At 74.6% G+C, this 17,709-nt stretch carries 17 protein-coding genes and 1 tRNA gene; 7 read left to right on the top strand and 11 right to left on the bottom strand.

What is annotated here, in order from left to right; all coding sequences use genetic code 11:
* Positions 1 to 24: 24 nt before the first annotated feature.
* The 3 genes from moaC to galU are packed head-to-tail and all read right to left on the bottom strand — an operon-like array spanning position 25 to position 2,708.
* Entirely contained in the window at positions 25 to 504 is a 480-nt protein-coding gene (gene moaC / locus BXY45_RS05130) for a cyclic pyranopterin monophosphate synthase MoaC (protein WP_109773250.1), read from the bottom strand.
* Entirely contained in the window at positions 501 to 1,733 is a 1,233-nt protein-coding gene (glp, locus tag BXY45_RS05135; RefSeq protein ID WP_109773251.1) for a molybdotransferase-like divisome protein Glp, read from the bottom strand. The genes moaC and glp overlap by 4 nt, the downstream gene beginning before the upstream one ends.
* A 6-nt stretch (positions 1,734 to 1,739) precedes the next feature.
* Positions 1,740 to 2,708, bottom strand: a complete 969-nt coding sequence (gene galU, locus BXY45_RS05140) for a UTP--glucose-1-phosphate uridylyltransferase GalU (protein ID WP_109773252.1) — start codon at positions 2,706 to 2,708, stop codon at positions 1,740 to 1,742.
* A 63-nt stretch (positions 2,709 to 2,771) separates the two neighbouring features.
* Between galU and BXY45_RS05145 the strand changes: the two genes are divergently transcribed.
* The 4 genes from BXY45_RS05145 to BXY45_RS05160 all read left to right on the top strand — a co-directional run bounded on the left by BXY45_RS05145 (position 2,772) and on the right by BXY45_RS05160 (position 6,382).
* Positions 2,772 to 3,377, top strand: coding sequence for a 5-formyltetrahydrofolate cyclo-ligase (locus tag BXY45_RS05145; protein ID WP_211319240.1), 606 nt, complete (start codon positions 2,772 to 2,774; stop codon positions 3,375 to 3,377).
* A 99-nt stretch (positions 3,378 to 3,476) separates the two neighbouring features.
* Complete coding sequence (locus BXY45_RS05150) at positions 3,477 to 5,021, top strand: potassium/proton antiporter (protein ID WP_109773253.1); 1,545 nt, start codon at positions 3,477 to 3,479, stop codon at positions 5,019 to 5,021.
* Between the two features lie 168 nt (positions 5,022 to 5,189).
* Entirely contained in the window at positions 5,190 to 5,546 is a 357-nt protein-coding gene (locus tag BXY45_RS05155) for an FmdB family zinc ribbon protein (RefSeq protein ID WP_109773254.1), read from the top strand.
* A gap of 110 nt (positions 5,547 to 5,656) precedes the next feature.
* Positions 5,657 to 6,382: an SAF domain-containing protein gene (locus BXY45_RS05160; RefSeq protein WP_170131321.1), complete on the top strand. Its 726-nt coding sequence runs from the start codon at positions 5,657 to 5,659 to the stop codon at positions 6,380 to 6,382.
* A gap of 1 nt (position 6,383) precedes the next feature.
* Here the strand turns inward: BXY45_RS05160 and BXY45_RS05165 are convergent, their stop codons facing one another.
* Positions 6,384 to 6,590, bottom strand: a complete 207-nt coding sequence (locus BXY45_RS05165) for a hypothetical protein (protein ID WP_109773256.1) — start codon at positions 6,588 to 6,590, stop codon at positions 6,384 to 6,386.
* Positions 6,583 to 10,395: a DUF4011 domain-containing protein gene (locus BXY45_RS05170; protein WP_146211089.1), complete on the bottom strand. Its 3,813-nt coding sequence runs from the start codon at positions 10,393 to 10,395 to the stop codon at positions 6,583 to 6,585. The genes BXY45_RS05165 and BXY45_RS05170 overlap by 8 nt, the downstream gene beginning before the upstream one ends.
* Positions 10,396 to 10,541: 146 nt before the next feature.
* Here BXY45_RS05170 and BXY45_RS05175 point away from each other — a divergent pair.
* Positions 10,542 to 10,616 (top strand) — tRNA-Arg (locus BXY45_RS05175).
* Between the two features lie 31 nt (positions 10,617 to 10,647).
* Here BXY45_RS05175 and BXY45_RS05180 read toward each other — a convergent pair.
* Both BXY45_RS05180 and BXY45_RS05185 read right to left on the bottom strand, forming a co-directional pair.
* The gene (locus BXY45_RS05180) at positions 10,648 to 11,823 is read right to left on the bottom strand and encodes an MFS transporter (protein ID WP_109773258.1); all 1,176 of its coding nucleotides are present in this window, start codon (positions 11,821 to 11,823) and stop codon (positions 10,648 to 10,650) included.
* Position 11,824: 1 nt separating this feature from the next.
* Positions 11,825 to 12,205, bottom strand: a complete 381-nt coding sequence (locus tag BXY45_RS05185; protein WP_109773259.1) for a GlcG/HbpS family heme-binding protein — start codon at positions 12,203 to 12,205, stop codon at positions 11,825 to 11,827.
* Between the two features lie 145 nt (positions 12,206 to 12,350).
* Here BXY45_RS05185 and BXY45_RS05190 point away from each other — a divergent pair, with 145 nt between their 5' ends.
* Positions 12,351 to 13,061 (top strand): IclR family transcriptional regulator, encoded by a 711-nt coding sequence (locus BXY45_RS05190; protein ID WP_146211090.1) that lies wholly within the window; start codon positions 12,351 to 12,353, stop codon positions 13,059 to 13,061.
* Between the two features lie 32 nt (positions 13,062 to 13,093).
* Here BXY45_RS05190 and BXY45_RS24475 read toward each other — a convergent pair whose 3' ends face one another.
* From BXY45_RS24475 to ku, 4 genes are all read right to left on the bottom strand, one after another.
* A complete protein-coding gene (locus tag BXY45_RS24475) occupies positions 13,094 to 13,219 on the bottom strand; it encodes a hypothetical protein (RefSeq protein ID WP_281270553.1) in 126 nt (41 codons plus the stop codon).
* A 184-nt stretch (positions 13,220 to 13,403) separates the two neighbouring features.
* Positions 13,404 to 13,934 (bottom strand): isoprenylcysteine carboxyl methyltransferase family protein, encoded by a 531-nt coding sequence (locus tag BXY45_RS05195; RefSeq protein WP_109773261.1) that lies wholly within the window; start codon positions 13,932 to 13,934, stop codon positions 13,404 to 13,406.
* Positions 13,931 to 15,064, bottom strand: a complete 1,134-nt coding sequence (locus tag BXY45_RS05200) for a type III polyketide synthase (protein ID WP_109773262.1) — start codon at positions 15,062 to 15,064, stop codon at positions 13,931 to 13,933. Before BXY45_RS05200 ends, BXY45_RS05195 begins: the two co-directional genes overlap by 4 nt.
* Before the next feature lie 78 nt (positions 15,065 to 15,142).
* Positions 15,143 to 15,961, bottom strand: coding sequence for a non-homologous end joining protein Ku (gene ku / locus BXY45_RS05205; protein ID WP_109773311.1), 819 nt, complete (start codon positions 15,959 to 15,961; stop codon positions 15,143 to 15,145).
* An 81-nt stretch (positions 15,962 to 16,042) separates the two neighbouring features.
* Here ku and BXY45_RS05210 point away from each other — a divergent pair, with 81 nt between their 5' ends.
* Positions 16,043 to 17,626 (top strand): molybdopterin-dependent oxidoreductase, encoded by a 1,584-nt coding sequence (locus BXY45_RS05210; protein ID WP_109773263.1) that lies wholly within the window; start codon positions 16,043 to 16,045, stop codon positions 17,624 to 17,626.
* The last annotated feature ends 83 nt before the right edge of the window (positions 17,627 to 17,709 follow it).

Below are 17,709 nucleotides of genomic sequence, written 5' to 3' on the forward strand. Positions count from 1 at the left end.
ATCACGGAGGGGGGTGGGGTGGGGTCAGCGGTGCCAGTCACCGGAGCGACCTCCGCTCTTGGCCACGACACGCACCCCGGTGATCTCGGCACGCTTGTCCAGACCCTTGACCATGTCCACGAGGGCCAGACCCGCCACCGCGACCGCGGTGAGCGCCTCCATCTCCACGCCGGTGCGGTCCGCGGTGCGGACCGTGGCCATCAGCGCCACGCCCTCGTCACCGACCTCGGCGACGACGTCGACGGCGTGCACCGCCACCGGGTGCGCCAGCGGCACGAGCTCCGGCGTGCGCTTGGCGGCCTGGATCCCGGCGATGCGCGCCACGGCGAGCGCGTCACCCTTGGGCACGGTCCCGTCGCGCAGCGCCGCGACGACCTCGGCGGAGCAGACGACGAAGCCCTCCGCACGGGCCTCGCGGACCGTGACGGCCTTGCCGCTGACGTCGACCATGCGGGCGTTCCCGCCGGCGTCGAGGTGGGGGAAGCCCCGCTGGCTCGGCGTCATCGTCGCCCGCGCTCGAGGAGCATGCACCGCACGACGTCGCCAGGCTCGACCGATGTGGTGTCCTCCCCCGTCACCGCGAGCGCATTGGCGCCGGCCAACCCGAAGACGAGGTGGGAACCGGGGCCGCTGGCGGGACGGACACGGAGGCGGCCGTCGTCGTCGGAGCTGACCACGGCGCGGGTGAACTGGCGCTTGCCGGGCGGGCTCGACCAGCCCTGCGTGGCGGTCGCGACGACGGTGGGCCGGTGCAGCTCCGCCTCGCCGAGCATCCGGCGCAGCGCGGGCCGCACGAACACCTCGAAGGACACGTAGGCGCTGACGGGGTTCCCGGGGAGGGTGAAGATCGGCACGCTGTGCGGGCCGCGGGTGAGCAGGCCCAGGCCCTGCGGCATGCCGGGTTGCATCGCCACCCTGTGGAACTCCACCGTGCCGAGGCGGCTCAGCACCTCCTTGACGACGTCGTACGCGCCCGCGCTGACGCCGCCGGAGGTGATGAGCACGTCGGCGCCGGACAGCTGCCCCTCCAGCACCGCGAGGAGGCGCTGGGGGTCGTCGTCGACGATGCCGACGCGGGTGGCGTGGGCGCCGACGTCGCGGGCGGCGGCGGTCAGGGCCGTGGAGTTGGCGTCGACCACCTGCCCGAAGCCGGCGGGACGGCCCGGGTCGACCAGTTCGCTGCCGGTGCTGAGCACCGCCACGCGCGGCGCGGGCAGCACCCGGGCGCGCTCGCGTCCGACGGCGGCGAGCAGTGCGATCTGCCGCGCCGACAGTCGCGTGCCCGCCGAGACCAGCGTGGTGCCGGGCCTGACGTCCTCGCCGGCGCGGCGCACGTGCAAGCCCTCGCGGACGGCCCGGCGCACCAGCACGGTGGCCACGCCGCCGTCGGTGTCCTCCACGGGCACCACGGCGGTGGCGCCCGGGGGCACCGGGGCGCCGGTCATGATGCGGGCCGCCGCCCCCGCGGCCAGGGGTGCGACCTCGCGCACCCCGGCCGGCAGGTCAGCCACGACGGGCAGCGACACCGGGGTGTCCACGCTTGCCGAGGCGACGTCACCGTGGCGGACGGCGTAGCCGTCCATCGCGGAGCCGTCGAAGGCGGGCAGCGAGCCCGTCGCGACGACGTCCTCGGCGAGCACGCAGTCGAGTGCGTCCAGCAGCGGCAGGTCGACGGGGGCGAGGGGGGAAACAGCAGCCAGGCACGCAGCCAGGTGCTCCTCGACCGTGCGCATCCGGGATCAGCCTCCTGAGCTGTGGGTCGGCTGCTCGGTGTCGAAGCCGGAAGCGACCCACTCGGACAGCCAGGCGTTGAACTCCCCGCCGAGGTCGTCACGGCCAGAAGCCAGGCGCACCACGGCCTTGAGGTAGTCGAGCTTGTCACCGGTGTCGTAGCGGCGCCCGCGGAAGACCACGCCGCGCAGCCCGCCGCCGTCCTCCGCCGGCATCCCGGCGAGGGTCTCCAGGGCGTCGGTCAGCTGGATCTCGCCACCCTTGCCCGGCGCGGTCTTCTCGAGCACCTCGAAGACGGCGGGGTGCAGCACGTACCGGCCGATCACGGCGAGGTTGCTGGGCGCCACGGCCGGGTCGGGCTTCTCGACCATGCCCTTGAGGGTCACGACGTCGTCAGCGGTCGCGGTGGACGGGTCGTCCAGGAGCTCCGCGCAGCCGTACATGCCGACGTTCTCGCGCGGCACCTCCAGCAGCGCCACCACGGAACCGCCGTACTGCTGCTGGACCTCCACGAGGCGGGCGAGCAGCGGGTCGCGCTCGTCGATGAGGTCGTCACCGAGGAGGACGGCAAACGGCTCCTGCCCCACGTGGGCCTTGGCGGTGAGCACCGCGTGCCCGAGGCCCTTGGCCTCGTGCTGGCGGACGTAGTGCACGTCGGCGAGCTCGGTGGTGTGGTGCACCAGGGCGAGCTTCTTGTCGTCGCCCTTGGCGCGCAGGTTCTGCTCTAGCTCGGGAACGACGTCGAAGTGGTCCTCCAGGGGGCGCTTGGTGCGACCCACCACCAGCAGCACGTCGGTGAGGCCCGCCGAGACGGCCTCCTCCACGACGTACTGGATGGCCGGCTTGTCGACGACCGGGAGCATCTCCTTGGGCGTCGACTTCGTGTAGGGCAGGAAGCGCGTACCGAGGCCGGCGGCGGGGATCACCGCCTTGCGGATCGGGCGCGTCGGACCAGCAGGCGTGCCAGCAGGGCTCATGCCCGGAGGCTATCGGGGTGCCGGGAGGCCCCACCCTCGCGTACCCGAGGAGGATCGGCCCCCGTGGAACACCACCCGACAGGACGCAGCACCGAAATCTCCGGGTCCACCGCGCCGGCGGCGCTGACCAAGGCGCAGCTGCGCGCCGGCGTGCGGGCCGCCCGCCGCGACCTCGACGACGACGCCCGCGCCCACCTCGACGCGGCGCTGGCGCGCGAAGCCCTCGCCGACGGCTCTCCGCTGGCCGGTCTACCGGCCGGCGCCGTCGTCGCCCTGTACGACTCCCTGCCCACGGAACCGGGCACCCGCGCGCTGCGCGAGGCGCTGGCCGCTCGCGGGCTCGTCGTCATCCTGCCCGTGGTGGTCGGCCGCGACGCCGCCCTGGACTGGGAGATCGACAGCACGTGCGGCGGCGGCCCCTGGCCACACGGGGTGCACGGCGTCGACGTCGTCCTGCTGCCGGCGCTCGCGGTGGCCCGTGACGGCACGCGACTCGGCCAGGGCGGGGGTCACTACGACAGGACCCTCGCCGCGCTGCGCGCCCAGCCGCTGCTGGCCGCCGTCGTCCGCGACGAGGAACTGCTGCCCGCGGGCGCCCTGCCGCGTGAGCCGCACGACGTGCTCGTGGAGGCGGCCCTGACCCCCTCCGGCTGGACCGCGTTCGCCTGAGCTGGCCTCACCCCGCGAGCACTCCGGCGCCGGTACGGTTCGCCCAACCCCATCTCGCGCGCCGTACGGCCGCCGCCGGAACCACGACGGGAGGCCCGCATGACGGTCGACGACCTCAACGTCGCCGTGCTCCTCGGCGCACTCGTGCTGGTGGTCGCCATCTTCGCGGTGCGCCTGTCGGTCGGCACGGGCACGCCGTCGCTGCTGCTGTACCTGGCCCTCGGAGTCGCCATCGGCGAGGACGGCCTCGGCATCCAGTTCGACGACTACGACCTCACCCAGGTGCTCGGCTACGCAGCGCTGGTGCTCATCCTCGCCGAAGGCGGCCTCACCACGCGCTGGTCGTCGATCCGGGCGTCGATCGCCCCGGCGGCGCTCCTGGCGACGCTGGGCACGGTGGTGTCGATCGTCGTCGTCGGCGCCGTGGCCCACTGGGCCCTGGGCATCGACTGGGCCACCGGCATGCTCCTCGGCGCCGTGGTGTCCTCCACGGACGCCGCGGCCGTGTTCTCCGTGCTGCGCCGCGCACCGCTGCCCAGCCGTCTCGGCGGTCTGCTGGAGGCTGAGTCGGGGTTCAACGACGCGCCCGTCGTCATCGCCGTCGTCTCCCTCACCGCGGTCCTCAGCGGGAAGGCCTCCCACGGGTGGGGCTTCCTGGTCTTCGAAGCGGGTGCCGAGCTCATCGGCGGCTCCGTCATCGGCCTGGCGCTGGGCTGGCTCGGCGCGCTGGGGCTGCGGCGCGTGGCGCTGCCCGCCTCCGGCCTGTACCCGATCACCGTGCTCGCCGTGTGCGCCCTCGCCTACGGGCTCAGTGCGTACCTGCACACGTCGGGCTTCATTGCCGTCTACCTCGCGGGCCTGGTGCTCGGCAACGCCGAGCTGCCGCACCGCCCCGCGACGCGCGGCTTCGCCGAGGGCGTCGGATGGCTCGCGCAGATCGGGTTGTTCGTGCTGCTGGGGCTGCTCGTCTCCCCCTCGCAGATCCCGGCGCAGGTGGTGCCCGCGCTCGTGGTCGGTTTCGCGCTGCTGCTGGTGGCGCGTCCGCTGTCGGTGCTGGTGTCCACCTCGTGGTTCCGCGTGCCCCTGCGCGACCAGGTGCTGCTCAGCTGGGGTGGCCTGCGGGGCGCCGTGCCGATCGTGCTGGCCACCGTGCCCGCCGCAGCCGGCGTGCCCGGCACCGAGGGTGTGGTCGAGATGGTGTTCGTGCTCGTCGTCGCCTTCACCCTCGTGCAGGCGCCGACACTGCCGTGGGTGGCGCGGCGCCTCGGCATCAGCGAGCCGACCGTGCGCGACCTCGAGGTCGAGTCCAGCCCGCTGGAGGAGATCGGCGCCGACGTGCTGCAGGTCAAGGTGGGGCCCGCGTCCAAGCTGCACGGGTTGGAGATCTTCGAGCTGCGCCTGCCCGAGGGGGCGGAGGTCTCGCTGCTCGTACGCGACGGGCGCGCTCGCGTGCCCACCCGCACCACCACGCTGCAGCGCGGTGACAACCTGCTCGTCGTCGCGGTCTCCGGGGTGCGCGAGCTCACCGAAGAGCGCCTCCGCGTGCTGTCCGAGCGCGGCAGGTTGGCCAAGTGGACGACGCCGGGCGCCGCGCGGGTGCCGGAGCTGCGCCCCGCGCCGGGTCGGGAGCGCACCGGCCCCTGAACGCTGGGCCTGAACGCTGGGCCTGAACGCTGGGCCGGGCGAGCGGTGAGCGTGTCAGCAGCGGTCCCACGGCGCTAGCATTGGCACTCGGACCGCCCGAGTGCCAGAACTCAGCAGGAGCGCGCACCGTGGCGGCCTGGTCGTCGTCGTGAACCGAGGAGCCCCGTCGTGCCCACGTACGCCTACACCTGCACCGCCTGCGGCCACAGCCTCGAGGTCAAGCAGTCGTTCTCCGACGCCGCGCTGACCGAGTGCCCGGAGTGCGCGGGCCGGCTCCGCAAGCGGTTCGACGCCGTGGGCGTGGTGTTCAAGGGCAGCGGCTTCTACCGCACCGACTCCCGCGCGGACGGCAAGGGCGGCTCCTCCAGCGCTGGGTCCGGCTCCTCCAGCTCAGGGTCCAGCTCCAGCGACAGCACCGCGGCGAGCAGCTCCAGCACCTCGAGCGCCACCCCCTCCACGAGTGGCAGCTCCAGCTCCTCGAGCAGCAGCTCGACGCCCGCGAGCAGCAGCTCTTCCTCATCCTGACCCGCCTGTGAGCGGTGTCGTCCGCCCACAGGTGACCTGCGGCGCTCGGTTATCCACAGGCGCGAAGCTCGCGCCAGCGGGCGGCGCCGCGAGATGGCCAGGCTGCGGCGGTGACCACCACCACGTCGCCTTGGCAGCCCCCTCGGCCGCGCACCGCCGCTTCACATGGCGCTTCACATGGCGCGTCGACGCGCCGGCTGCGACGGGCGCTGCGCCGGTCCCGTCGGCCGCTCGCGGCGGCGCTGCTCGCAGGCGCCGTCTGCGTGATCGTGACGGCGCTCGTCCCCCGGGAGGGTCCGGCGGCGGGCAGCACCGCCGTCGTGGTCGCCTCTGACAACCTGCCCGCGGGCGCGGCCGTCGCCAGTGGGTCGCGCACCGCGGCGCTGCCGGAGTCAGCGGTGCCGCAGGGCGCGCTCGTCCCAGCAGACCTCGCCGCCGGCGGCCGCGCGGACGGTGCGCGGCTCGCGGCTCCGGTGCGCGAGGGCGAGGTCATCACCGACGTCCGGTTGCGCGGAGACGACGTCCTCGCCTCCCTGGCGCCCGGGCAGGTGGCCGTCCCCGTCAGCGTGACCGCTCCGGCGCCAGACGGCCTGCTCGTCCCCGGTGCGCGGGTGGCGGTGCTCGCGGCCTCCCCCGACACGATCGACGACGACGGCACGGGGGTGCTCGTCCCCAGCGCGATGCTGCTGGTGGTGAGCTCCGACGCACTCACCACGGGTCTGCTCAGCGGCGGCGGTGGGGGCACCGTGGTGGTGCTGGCCCTGGACGACGAGGACGCCGCCCGTGTCGCCGCGGCCACCGCGAACGGCGGCGTGGTGCTCGCCCGTGCGGCCTGACTCAGCTCCAGTGGGGTGGGCGCTCGCTGCGCAGCCGCTCGGCCTCGGCGGCCCAGCGCCCGGCGTCCTCGGGCAGCTCGGGGGCCTCCAGCTCCTCCCCCGGCGCGCCGGTCGGCGGAGCCACCACGCGGCGGCCCCGCTGCCCCGGCCGCCGGCCGCCCGAGCCCCCCGAGACGCCGGAGCCGGCAGAGCCGCCGGTGTCAGCCACGTCCGGCGAGCTCGCGCAGCACTGCTGTGACGGCGACGGTCGGGTCCTCGAAGAGTTCCCGCGCCCCGACCCGCACCACGCCCCAGCCGAGGTGGCCCAGCTGCTCGGGCACCACGAGCTCGCGCTGCACGAGGTCGCCCAGGGGGTCGTCGTCGGTGCCCGCGGGGATGTCCGTGAGCACCGCCACCGCCGGGCCGTCACCGCTGGCGGGCAGGACGACGACGTCGGGCACCCCGCCGGTGACGAGCGCCCGGGCACCGCGCCCGGCGAGGCGGTCCGACAGCCGCGCGAGCAGGGGGTCCACCGCGGCACCGGACACGGCGTTGCCGTCCTGGCGGCGCAGTGCCTGGAGCGGGTCGGCGGACGGCGGCTCCTCCAGCGAGAGCAGCAGGGACCGCAGCGACGAGGCGCCCGTGGAGGTGCACTGCGACGCCTCCAGCACCTCGCCCGCCACGCAGCTCACCACGGTCAGCCGCTTGCGGGCGCGGGTGAGCACGGACGCCAGCCAGCGGTGCCCGTCGACGTCGTCCAGCGGCCCGAATCGGTGCACGAACCGGCCCAGCGGCGTGACGCCGAGGCCCACGGAGAAGACCACGTGGTCACGGACGGTGTCGGCGCACCTCTCGACGTCGGTCACGACGAAGCTCTCCCGGCGCCGGCGCCGCAGGAACGCCGCGAGCTCGGGGCGGGTGGCCAGCGCGGCACGGACGGCGTCGGCGATGCGCCGCGCGTGCGGGCGGGTCAGGGCGACCACCGCGAGCGATTCATGAGGGGTCTCGCGCACGTGGGCCAGCACGAGGTCGACGACGGCGGTCACCTCACCGTCGGGGCTGTTGACCACGCCGTCGGCGTCGGGACGGCCAGTGACGTCGCTGACACGGCGCAGGCGTACGGGCGGGCGGCCCGGAGGGCAGGGCACGGCGTGCTCGCCCGTCGTCGTCCCCGGAACTGCTCCCGCAAGGGCCGCGAGCTGCTGCGGCATCCGGTGCTGCCACGTGAGCTGCTGCGTGGGCAGCACCTTCTCGAGGGCGTCGAAGATGCTGCGGCGCGAGCCGCGCGGCAGGGGCGCCTCGTCGGCACGACGGGGCGCGACGCGCACCGGCGTGGGCCCGCCGGGGTCTCCGAGCACCACGAGCTGGCGGCCCGCAGAGGCGGCCAGCACCGCTTCGGGGACGCCGACGCGGTGCGCCGCGAGCACGAGCACCACGTCGTACCGGCGCCCGGAGGCCAACTCCACGGACAGCGCCAACGGGCCGCTGACGCGGCAGGGCGCGGACGCGGACAGGGCGGTGGCACCTCGCACCCGGTGAACGGCGGTGGCGCGACGGTGCTTCTCGTGCGCGGCCAACGCGGCGGCGGCCTCGGCGCGACCGAGCGCGTCCAAGGCCCCGAGGGCCGGGTCGGCCTCGAGGAAGGTGTCGAGCACCGAGCGCCACCAGGAGCGGCGCAGCTCGACCACGGCCTGGTCGGGGTCGAGACCACGGCGGCGCGACTCCTCCAGCAGCGGCACCAGGCCGCGCTGGTCGAGCACCGCGAGCAGGGCCGCACGCTGCGGGAGGTCCTCGAGCGCGCCGGAATCAGCGACCAGCGCGCTGAGCCGCTCGGCGAGCGCGTGCCACGGCTCGTCGGCGAGGGCGCCGCCACCGGTGGTGGGGGCCAGCACCGCGGACAGGGCGCTGGTCTGGGCCGTCACCTGGTCGAGTACGACCTCGGCGGCCGGCACGCCCTGCGGCACGCGCGGGGGCGCTCCGGCGGCGTCCTCGGCGCGCCAGGCCTCCCAGTCCAGGCGGGAGCGCTCGGCGTCGACCAGGGCGCCGTGGAGGTCGTCGAGGATGACGCCGGGACGCACGAGCTCGCGGGCCGCGCGCTCCAGCCGGCGCCTCTCGAAGACGCCGTAGCGCGGCCCGGTGGCGCGCAGCGCCGGCGGCGCGGTCGCGTCGATGAGGGGGGTCAGCGGTCGCTCGAAGACCGCGGGGAGGAAGGAGTCCAGGCAGTCGCGCACGCGGGCCAGTAGGTCGAGCTGGGCCTGGGCGTCGGCGACGCAGGTGGGCACGCGCAGGCCGCTGCCCCCCGCGAGCGCCGTGGCCTGGCGGCGCAGGGCGGGCAGCAGGTCGTCGCGCAGGGCGCGGGCCTCGTCGAGCGCCTCCGCGGCCTCGGCGCGGCTGGACAGCGCCGCGCCGGACCAGGCGGTGTCACCGGCGCGCGCGGACAGCGCGCCGAGCTCGACGGCCTGGCGGAGCTCGACGGCGGCCTTCTCCCGCTCGTCGGCGTCCATGGCACGGAGCGCGGCGGGTGCCAGACGCACCGGGTCGGGACCGGGGGGCAGCGTGGCCAGGGCCGCCATGGCGTCCAGGGCGGAGACGCCCCAGGGGCCACGGCGGGTGTGCAGGGCGGCGCGGTGGCGTCCGAGGGCCGCCACCACGTCACCGCCGGAGCCACTCGCAGCCCCGCCCGAGATCGAGGGCCCGCTGGGGGGCGCAGGCGCCTCGACGGGCAGCACCGGCAGCGGCCCGGTGGCGTTCGGGTCGACCGAGCCGGTGGCATCGACGAGGAGGTCGCCGAGGTTGCGGGCCGCGAGCCGACGGGCGACGTCCTCGGCCTCCTGCTGCTGGCCCGCCACGAGCAGCACGCTGCGGCCGGTGGCCGCCAGCGCAGCGATGGTGGTGGCCGCCACCTGCGTGGCTCCGGTACCCGGACCGGCCTCGACGCGCAGCGACCGGCCGGCGAGCACGCTGTCGAGCACGCGGCGCTGGGAAGCGTCGAGCGGGAGCACCTGGACGTCGTCCGGGTCGACGCCGCGCGCGGTCTCGGGCAGCGCCGCGACCGTACTGGGGCTCTGGAGGCGCTCGGTGGCGCCCCGGTCACCGGAGAGGGCCAGGACGACGTCGGAGCCGGCCAGCCCGTCGGCGGCGCGGTCGAGTTCGGCCACCAGCGAGCGCGCGACGTCGACAAGGACGGTCACGAGCAGCGCCGGCTTCACCTGGATGTCGGGCGCGGAGACCCGGGTCAGCGACCGCAGCCGCTCCAGGGCGGGTGCCGGGTCGAAGCCGTGCGCGTGCACCGCGAGCGCCGCCAGGCCTGCCGGGTCGACCGGGACGCCGCGGCGCTGGAGCTCGCGGACGAGGGCGGGGTTGGTGCGGACCGGGCCGCCGAGGCCGATCTCGTAGTCGACCGGGCCCGCGCCGCGGGCGTGCAGCTCCGCCGGGCGCAGCAGCAGCGGCGTGCTCACCGTGGTGCCGGTGGTCTCGTCGTGCCAGGACGCGAGGCCGACGGCGAGCACGCACGCCTGCAGGCCGTGCTCGTCGGCCAGGGCGGAGGCCTCGCCGCGGATGGTGCGGGCCCGGCGGCGGGCCTCCTCCAGGGCACCGGCCTCCCGGAACAGGTGCGACAGCCGGGTGGGGCGGCCGGCCAGCAGCAGCGCCACGCCCGAGGGGTGCGCGGAGGCGAGCTCGAGGGAGCCGTCGCGCAGGTCTTCGGGGGTCATGAGCGGCTCGGGGCCGCCAAGGGAGGCCAGCTCGGTGCGCCACCCCGACAGCGCCGCCTCGAGACCGCGGGGAACGGACGGCTTCGGTGCGGGGCGGCGCGCGGAGGCCGGGACGGGCCGCGGGCCACCGGCACGATGCGACCCGGACGTGGCGCGCCCGCCGGGAGGGGTGACCGGCTGCTGAGGAGCCGGCTGACCGCCGGGCTGGGTGCCCGCACCGGGCTCGGTGGGCCTCTCGGACGCCATCGGCGGCCGCTGCCCCGCTCCGGCCGCCCCGGCACCAGCAGCGCCACCCGCCACGCCCATCAGCCCTTGAGTCACCCGGAAAGGCTAGTGCGCTCCCATGGTGGTCAGCACGGCCGCGCGGTGTGGTCCCCGCGTGGTGTCGGACGTGATGTCGGACGGGGTGCCGGGTGCGCCGCGCCGTCGCCCCAGTGGCGGCCCGGTCCCGGCTACCCTGGGACCGCGCCCTGGTAGCTCAGCGGAAGAGCAACCGCCTCCTAAGCGGTAGGTCGCGGGTTCGAGTCCCGCCTGGGGCACCACGCACGCGGTCACCACGTGCGGTGCCACACCTCAGCTGACGCCCTCGCGGACCGCTCCTCGCGCTCGGGCGCTGATGATCCCCGGGCTGACGGCCAGGGCGAGGAGCACCAGCACGAGTGCCACCCACGGCGTGCTGGTGGCACCGGCAGCCTCGAGCACCACGCCCCCTGCCCAGGAGGCCAGCGCGATCCCCGCGTTGAAGGCGGCGATGTTCAGGCCGCTGGCGGCCTTCTCCGCCCCCGCTCCACGCCCTCTCGCCAGGGCCACCGCGTGGGCCTGCAGGGGCGGTGAGATGAGGAAGGCGAAGACGCCCCAGACCGCCACGGTGATCGCGATGGCAACGGCACTGGTCGCGCTCAGGAGCACGCCGGTGAAGCAGACGGCGAGCCCCACCAGGGCCACGTGGATGACGGGACCGGTCCCCCGGCGATCGGCGAGCGCACCGCCCGCGAGGTTGCCGACGACGGTAGCCGCGCCGAACAGGAGCAGCAGGATGGTCACGCCCGTGGCGTTGTAGCCGGCCCCCTCGCTGAGCAGAGGCTCCAGGTAGGTGAACACCGCGAAGGTGGCGCCGAAGCCGAGTCCGGTGACCACGTAGGTGAGAGCGAGCGGCCGGTCGCGCAGCAGCGCGAGCTGCCCGCGCAGGCTCACCGCCTCCCCCGCTCCCGTGGATGGGATAAGGGCCGCGATCGCCGCCGCGGAGAGCCCGCCGAGCACCGCGACGACGACGAAGGTCGCGCGCCAGCCGACCGCGTTGCCGAGGACCGTGCCGAGCGGCACCCCCACGACCATCGCCACGGTCAGCCCGAGAAACACCAGCGAGATCGCGCGGGACGCCTTCTCCCGCGGCACGAGGGCGGCGGCCGCGGGCGCGCCGATGGCGAACACGGTGCCGTGGGCGGCCCCGGCGAGGACCCTGCCGGCCAGCAGGGCGGCGAAGCCCGCGGCCGTGGCCACGAGGGTGTTACCGATGGCGAAGGCGCCCATGAGGGCGACAAGCACCCAGCGCGAGTCGAAGCGGCTGAACCAGCTTGTCAGGAGCGGAGAGAGGACGGTGATGGCCAGCGCGTACGCCGTGACGAGCAGTCCGGCCGCACCGACGCTGACGCCCGTCTCGGCAGCGATGGTCGGGAGGAGCCCGACGAGGACGAACTCGCTGATGCCGATGGCGAACGCCGCCAGCGTCAGCGACAGCAGCCGTGTCATGTCAGAAGCGCGCGGCGCCCAGCCGCGCGAGCTGCTCGTCGGTGGTGACGTCCGCGCCGGCCACGCCGATGGCCCCGACCACCACCTCTGCGTCGCGCAGGGCGACGCCGCCGCCGAAGGAGATGAGGCCGCCGTTGGTGTGCTCGAGCGAGTAGATCGATCCACCGGGCTGCGCCTGGGCACCGAGGTCAGCGCTGTCGGTGCCAAAGAGGGCCGCGGTGCGCGCCTTCTTGAGCGCCACCTCGACCGGGCCGACGAGGGCCGCATCGGTGCGGGCGAATCCCACGAGGACGCCTGAGGGATCGACCACGGCGACAGCTACTCCGAGTCCTTGTTCTTCGGCTGCGCTGACGACGGCACCGATCGCGTGCTGGGCTCGCACTCTCCGCGACACTATTCCTCCATACTGAACGGAAGCCCCCAGAGAGCTCACCAACGTTCACTGACGCGGAATAGCGTGGCGCTTACGGTCCTTGCTGTCAAACTTTTGACGCCGCAACTCGATAGAGTTCGACATCGTGGAATCAGTGGCCAATGGCGCCGAGCGAATGATCCAGTCGGTGCAGCGCGCCTTCGCGCTGATCGAGCGGCTTGCCGCCGCCCCTGACGGACTTCGCCTGAGCGACCTGGCCGACGGCCTCGGCCTCAACCGCAGCACGGCGCACAACCTGCTGGGCACGCTCGAAGTCCTGGGGTACGTGGAGCAGCGACACCGCGGCGCTCCCTACCGCCTCACGGGCAAGCTGGACCAGCTCCTGCCACCGAGGGTCGAGACGGAGCTAGCGCTACGCGCCCGCGCTCGCCCGGTGCTCGAGGAGGTCGCCACCCGGACCGGGGAGACCGTTTATCTGGCCTTTGCGGCCGGTGACCATTACCTGTGCTCAGATGCCGTGCAGTCGACCGAACCCCTGCACTTGACCGTCACCCCCGGGGAGCGCGAGCCGCTCCTGGGCACCGCGATAGGGCACGCCCTCCTGGCAGGCAACGACAGACTTGCCGAACGACTCGCCGAGGCGGACCCGAAGGGCTGGTCACATCACGCGCAGCGCGTGTCGGAAGCGCGGGAGCAGGGCTTCGCCGTCGACGAGGAAGGGTTCCATCCCGGGGTGTCTTGCGTCGCCGTGTCGCTGCCCGGAGGAGCCGCAATGGGCGTCGCCGGCCCCGCGAGCCGCCTGGATCACTCTCGGCTGCTCGCGTTCGCCGCAGTACTTCGGCAGGCGACGCGAGGGCTGCGATGATCCGCGCAGCGGGTCAGCGGGTCGAGCCGCCGTCAGTCCGCACTGACGGTGGGGGCCGCCTGGCGATCGACGCGAGACGGCCCCGTCATGACCTTCGACTCGAAGACCGAGAAGCCGAGGAGCGCCGGCAGGAGCAGCGGGGGAAGCGCCAGGGCCATCCACATCATGGTGGCGGAGGTTCCCCGTCCCGACGTCCGTCATGCGCGCTGTGTCCGTTTCGTGACCTATCGATATCGGATCGTTACCAAAAACCCATCAGCCTCAACTTTCACACCAGACCCACTACACCCACCCGGATAGCCTTGAGAGTTCCGTCGCGAAAACTCCAGACCGGATTCCGGCTCACCGCGCCAGCTGCGCCAGCGCCACCTCCTCGGCCGGGATGCGGTAGCGCAACAGCAGCACGCCGTTCAGCACCGTGAAGACCACCGCGGTCACCCAGGCCGAGTGCACCAGCGGCAGCGCGACCCCCTCGACGGCCACCACGAGGTAGTTGGGGTGCGGCAGCCAGCGCAGCCGGTACGGCCCGCTCGTCACGCGAGGCATGCCCGGCACCACCACCACGCGGGTGTTCCACTGCCTCCCCAGGGCGCGCATGCACCACATCCGCAGCGCCTGCGTAAGGGCCAGAACCCCCAGCAGCGTCCATCCGAGCACCGGCACGAAGGGCCGGTCGGCGACGACCACCTCGACCAGGCACCCCAGGAGCAGCGCCGTGTGCAGCGCCGCCATCGCGGGGAAGTGCCCCTGGCCGGTCTCCACGCCGCCGCGCGCGAGCGCCCAGGCCCGGTTGCGCTGGCTGATGACGAGCTCGACGAGGCGCCACAGCCCCACCGCGAGCAGCAGCAGCGCGTACCACCCGACGCTGCTCACCGCTGCGTGTCCCCGGCCCACTCCAGGAGCACGAGCTCCGCACTGAAGCCCGGCCCGAGGGCGAAGAGGACGCAGCGCTGCAGCGCCCCGCCGCCGTCGTCGTCCTGGTCCCCCTCCTGTTCACGAGCGAGCACGTCGGCGAGCACATGGAGCACCGACGCCGAACTGAGGTTGCCGACCCGCGCCAGCGACGCCCACGACGGCGCCAGCGCCCCCTCCTCCAGGGCCAGGGCACGCGCGGCGGCCTCGAGCACCCGCGGGCCGCCGGGGTGGGCCACCCAGCGGGTGACGTCGCCGGCGTCGAGCCCGAGCGGAGCCAGGAGGGCCTTGACGTCGTCGGCGAGGTGGGTCTCGACGACGTCGGCCAACGACGCCGAGAGCACGATGCGGAACCCGGTCCCACCGACGTCCCAGCCCAGCACGTCGGTGGTCCCCGGATAGAGGTGACTGCGGCTCGAGACGATCCGGGGGCTGCGGGCGGTCGGCGCCCCCAGGCCCATCGCCGCGGCTCGGCGCTCCCCCACGACGACGACGGCCGCCGCGCCGTCGCCGAACAGGCCCGACGCGACGAGGTTGGCGGTGGAGGGGTCATCGCGCTGCACCGTCAGGGAGCACAGCTCCACGGACAGGAGCAGGGCGACGTCGTCGGGGTGCCCACGCAGGTGGTCGTGCAGGCGGGCCAGCCCCGACGCCCCGGCCACGCAGCCCAACCCGAAGAGCGGCAGGCGCTTGACGTCCGGGCGCAGTCCGAGCGGGCCAGCGATCCGGGCGTCCAGCGACGGCGCGGCGATGCCGGTGACGGTGGTGAACAGGACGAGGTCGACGTCGTCGGGGGCGAGTCGCGCCGCCTCGAGCGCTTCGCGAGCGGCGCGCAGGCCGAACGTGGCGCCGTCGTGCAGCCAGGCCTCGTTGGCGCCGGTGAAGCCGTCGAGGTGGGCGTACTCGTGCGGTGGTCTCACGAGGTGGCGGCGCTGCACTCCGGCGGAGCGGTGCAGGCGTCGCAGCAGCGGCGCCTTCGCGGCGGCGGGCGAGCCCGGCGGGCAGACGAGGTCGACGAGGGCCTCGGTGATCTGCTCCTGGGGGTAGCTGTGCTCGGGGAGCACGGGCGCCACGGCGACGATCCGGCTCACGTGCTCTCCACCCGTTCAGCCTGCGGGGCGGCACTCCACGACGCCACCCCGCTCCCGCTGCGGGCGTGATCTGCGCTGTCAGGCGGACTCGGGGGCCTCGCCGCGGCGGGCCTGGGCGCGCTCGACGCTGCGACGCAGCGCCGCGAGCAGGTCGACCACCTCGCCGTCGTCGTCAGTGCCACCGGCCCCCTCCGTCATCGCGGGAGCGCGGCGCACGTCCCCGGAGGCGATCTTCTCCTCCACGAGCACACGGACCGCCTCGCGATAGCCGTCGGTGTACTGGGTGGGGTCGAAGTCGGCCGCGAGCGACTCCACGAGGGAGGCCGCCATGGCCAGCTCGGCAGGTTTGAGCGTGACGGCAGCGCTCAGGACCTCGAAGTCGGGCTCGCGGACCTCGTCGGGCCACAGCACCGTCTGCAGGCAGATGACCTGGCCGCGCACGCGCAGCACGGCGAGGGTCTCGCGCTGGCGCAGGGCCACCTTCACCACGGCCACGCGCTCCGTCTGCACCAGCGCCTCGCGCAGCAGCGCGTACGGCTTGGCGGCGGTGCGGTCGGGCTCCAGGTAGTAGGCCTTGTCGTACAGCAGCGGGTCGACCTGCGCCTCGGGCACGAACTCGACCACCTCGATCTCGCGGCCCGTCGTCAGCGGCAGGGCGGCCAGGTCGGCGTCGGACAGGACGACGAGGTCGCCGTCGTCGGTCTCGTACCCTTTGGCGATCTCGCCGTACGCGACGGGCTCACCGTCGACACTGCAGGTGCGCTGGTACCTGATGCGCCCACCGTCGGCGGCATGCACCTGGTGGAAGGACACGTCCTTGGTGCCCGTGGCGGCGTACACGCGGACGGGCACGTTGACCAGCCCGAACGACACCGCTCCCTTCCAGATGGCGCGCATGCTGGTCAGGGTGCGGCGGCCGATCGGACGCCACCAGCCCCGCTCACCCATCCGAGCGCCCACGAGGGACGAACACCGGTCATGACCAGCATCTCCTCACCCGCCGCGACGCAGGCGCGTCCCCGTGCGTCCACCGGGATCGCCGCGCTGGTGGGCGTGGTCAGCGCGGGGCTGGCGCTGGGGGTTGCCCAGCTCGTGGCGGCCTTCGTGAGGCCGCAGTCCGCACCGGTGCTGGCGATCGGCTCCGCGTTCATCGACAGGGTGCCGCCGTGGCTCAAGGACACGGCCATCCGGCTGTTCGGGACCAACGACAAGCTCGTCCTGCTGGCCTCGATGGCGCTGGTGGTCACCCTGCTCGCGGCGCTGGCGGGCGTGGCCGAACGGTGGCGACGCGGCGTCGGGCTGGCGCTCGTGGTGCTCTTCGGGGTGGTGGCCGTGGGCGCGGCGGTGACGCGAGCGGGCGCCGGGCCCTTCGATGCGGCGCCGTCGGTGATCGGGTTCGCCGCGGGCGGAGTGGCGTTGCGGCTGCTCGTCGAGCGCCTGCGCGCGGTCGACGGTGCCAACGGTTCGCCGTCGTCGTCCTCCCCCACCCGGCGGTCGGTGCTCGCGGCGACCGCGTGGGTGGCCGCCGCGGCTGCCTCGGCGGCGGCCGCGGGCCGGGCGCTGAGCGGCGCCGCCCGTGATGCGGTGGCGGCGCGTGCCGGGCTGCGGCTGCCCGCCCCGGCCGTCCCCGCGAGCGCGGTGCCAGCCGGCGTGGAGAACGGGGTGGTGGGCACCACGCCATACCTGACGCCGAATGCCGACTTCTACCGGATCGACACCGCGCTGACCGTGCCGTCGATCGACCCGGCCACGTGGTCGCTGCGGGTGCACGGCCTGGTCGAGGAGGAGGTGGAGATCTCCTTCGAGGAGCTGCTCGCCCTGCCGATGGCCGAGTCGCGCGTGACGCTGACGTGCGTCTCCAACGAGGTCGGTGGTGGGCTGGCGGGTAACGCGACGTGGCTGGGGGTGCCGATCGCCGCGGTGCTGGAGCGGGCGCGGCCGCAGGCGGGTGCCGACATGGTGCTCTCGCGCAGCAGCGACGGGTTCAGCGCCTCCACGCCGCTGAGCGCACTCACCGACCGCGACCGCGGGGCGCTGCTGGCCGTCGGCATGAACGGCGAGCCGCTACCGCTGGAGCACGGCTTCCCGGTGCGGATGGTGGTGCCGGGGCTGTACGGCTTCGTCTCGGCGACGAAGTGGGTGGTGGACCTGGAGGTCACGCGGTTCGCCGACGCGACGGCGTACTGGACCACCCGTGGGTGGTCGGACCAAGGCCCGATCAAGACGGCATCGCGGATCGACGTGCCGAAGGGGTTCGCGCAGGTCGCGCAGGGCACCGTTCCGGTCGGCGGGGTGGCGTGGGCGCAGACCCGCGGCATCAGCGCGGTCGAGGTGCAGGTGGACGACGGGCCCTGGCAGCCCGCGACGCTCGCCGCGCAAGACGGCCTGGACACGTGGCGGCAGTGGTCGTACGCGTGGGACGCCGCGGCGGCCGGGCCGGGGGCGCACACGCTGCGGGTCCGGGCCGTCGACGGGACGGGAGCGGTCCAGGTCGGGGAGCGTGCTGCTCCCGCCCCCGACGGCGCGACGGGCTGGCACTCGGTCTCCGTCACCGTGCAGTAGCCGGCACCAGTCCGGGCGGGCGCCAGCTCCGAACTCGCACCGACAGCTTGACCAGCACCGCGAGGCCCCGGCCTCCCGCACCG

This window comes from Quadrisphaera granulorum, assembly GCF_003149145.1.
GTDB lineage: Bacteria > Actinomycetota > Actinomycetes > Actinomycetales > Quadrisphaeraceae > Quadrisphaera > Quadrisphaera granulorum.

Coding starts and splice junctions, on each gene's coding strand:
- moaC (WP_109773250.1), bottom strand. CDS start 504: ATGACGCCGAGCCAGCGGGGCTTCCCCCACCTCGACGCCGGCGGGAAC.
- glp (WP_109773251.1), bottom strand. CDS start 1,733: ATGCGCACGGTCGAGGAGCACCTGGCTGCGTGCCTGGCTGCTGTTTCC.
- galU (WP_109773252.1), bottom strand. CDS start 2,708: ATGAGCCCTGCTGGCACGCCTGCTGGTCCGACGCGCCCGATCCGCAAG.
- BXY45_RS05150 (WP_109773253.1), top strand. CDS start 3,477: ATGACGGTCGACGACCTCAACGTCGCCGTGCTCCTCGGCGCACTCGTG.
- BXY45_RS05180 (WP_109773258.1), bottom strand. CDS start 11,823: ATGACACGGCTGCTGTCGCTGACGCTGGCGGCGTTCGCCATCGGCATC.
- BXY45_RS24475 (WP_281270553.1), bottom strand. CDS start 13,219: ATGGCCCTGGCGCTTCCCCCGCTGCTCCTGCCGGCGCTCCTCGGCTTC.
- ku (WP_109773311.1), bottom strand. CDS start 15,961: ATGCGCGCCATCTGGAAGGGAGCGGTGTCGTTCGGGCTGGTCAACGTG.
- BXY45_RS05210 (WP_109773263.1), top strand. CDS start 16,043: ATGACCAGCATCTCCTCACCCGCCGCGACGCAGGCGCGTCCCCGTGCG.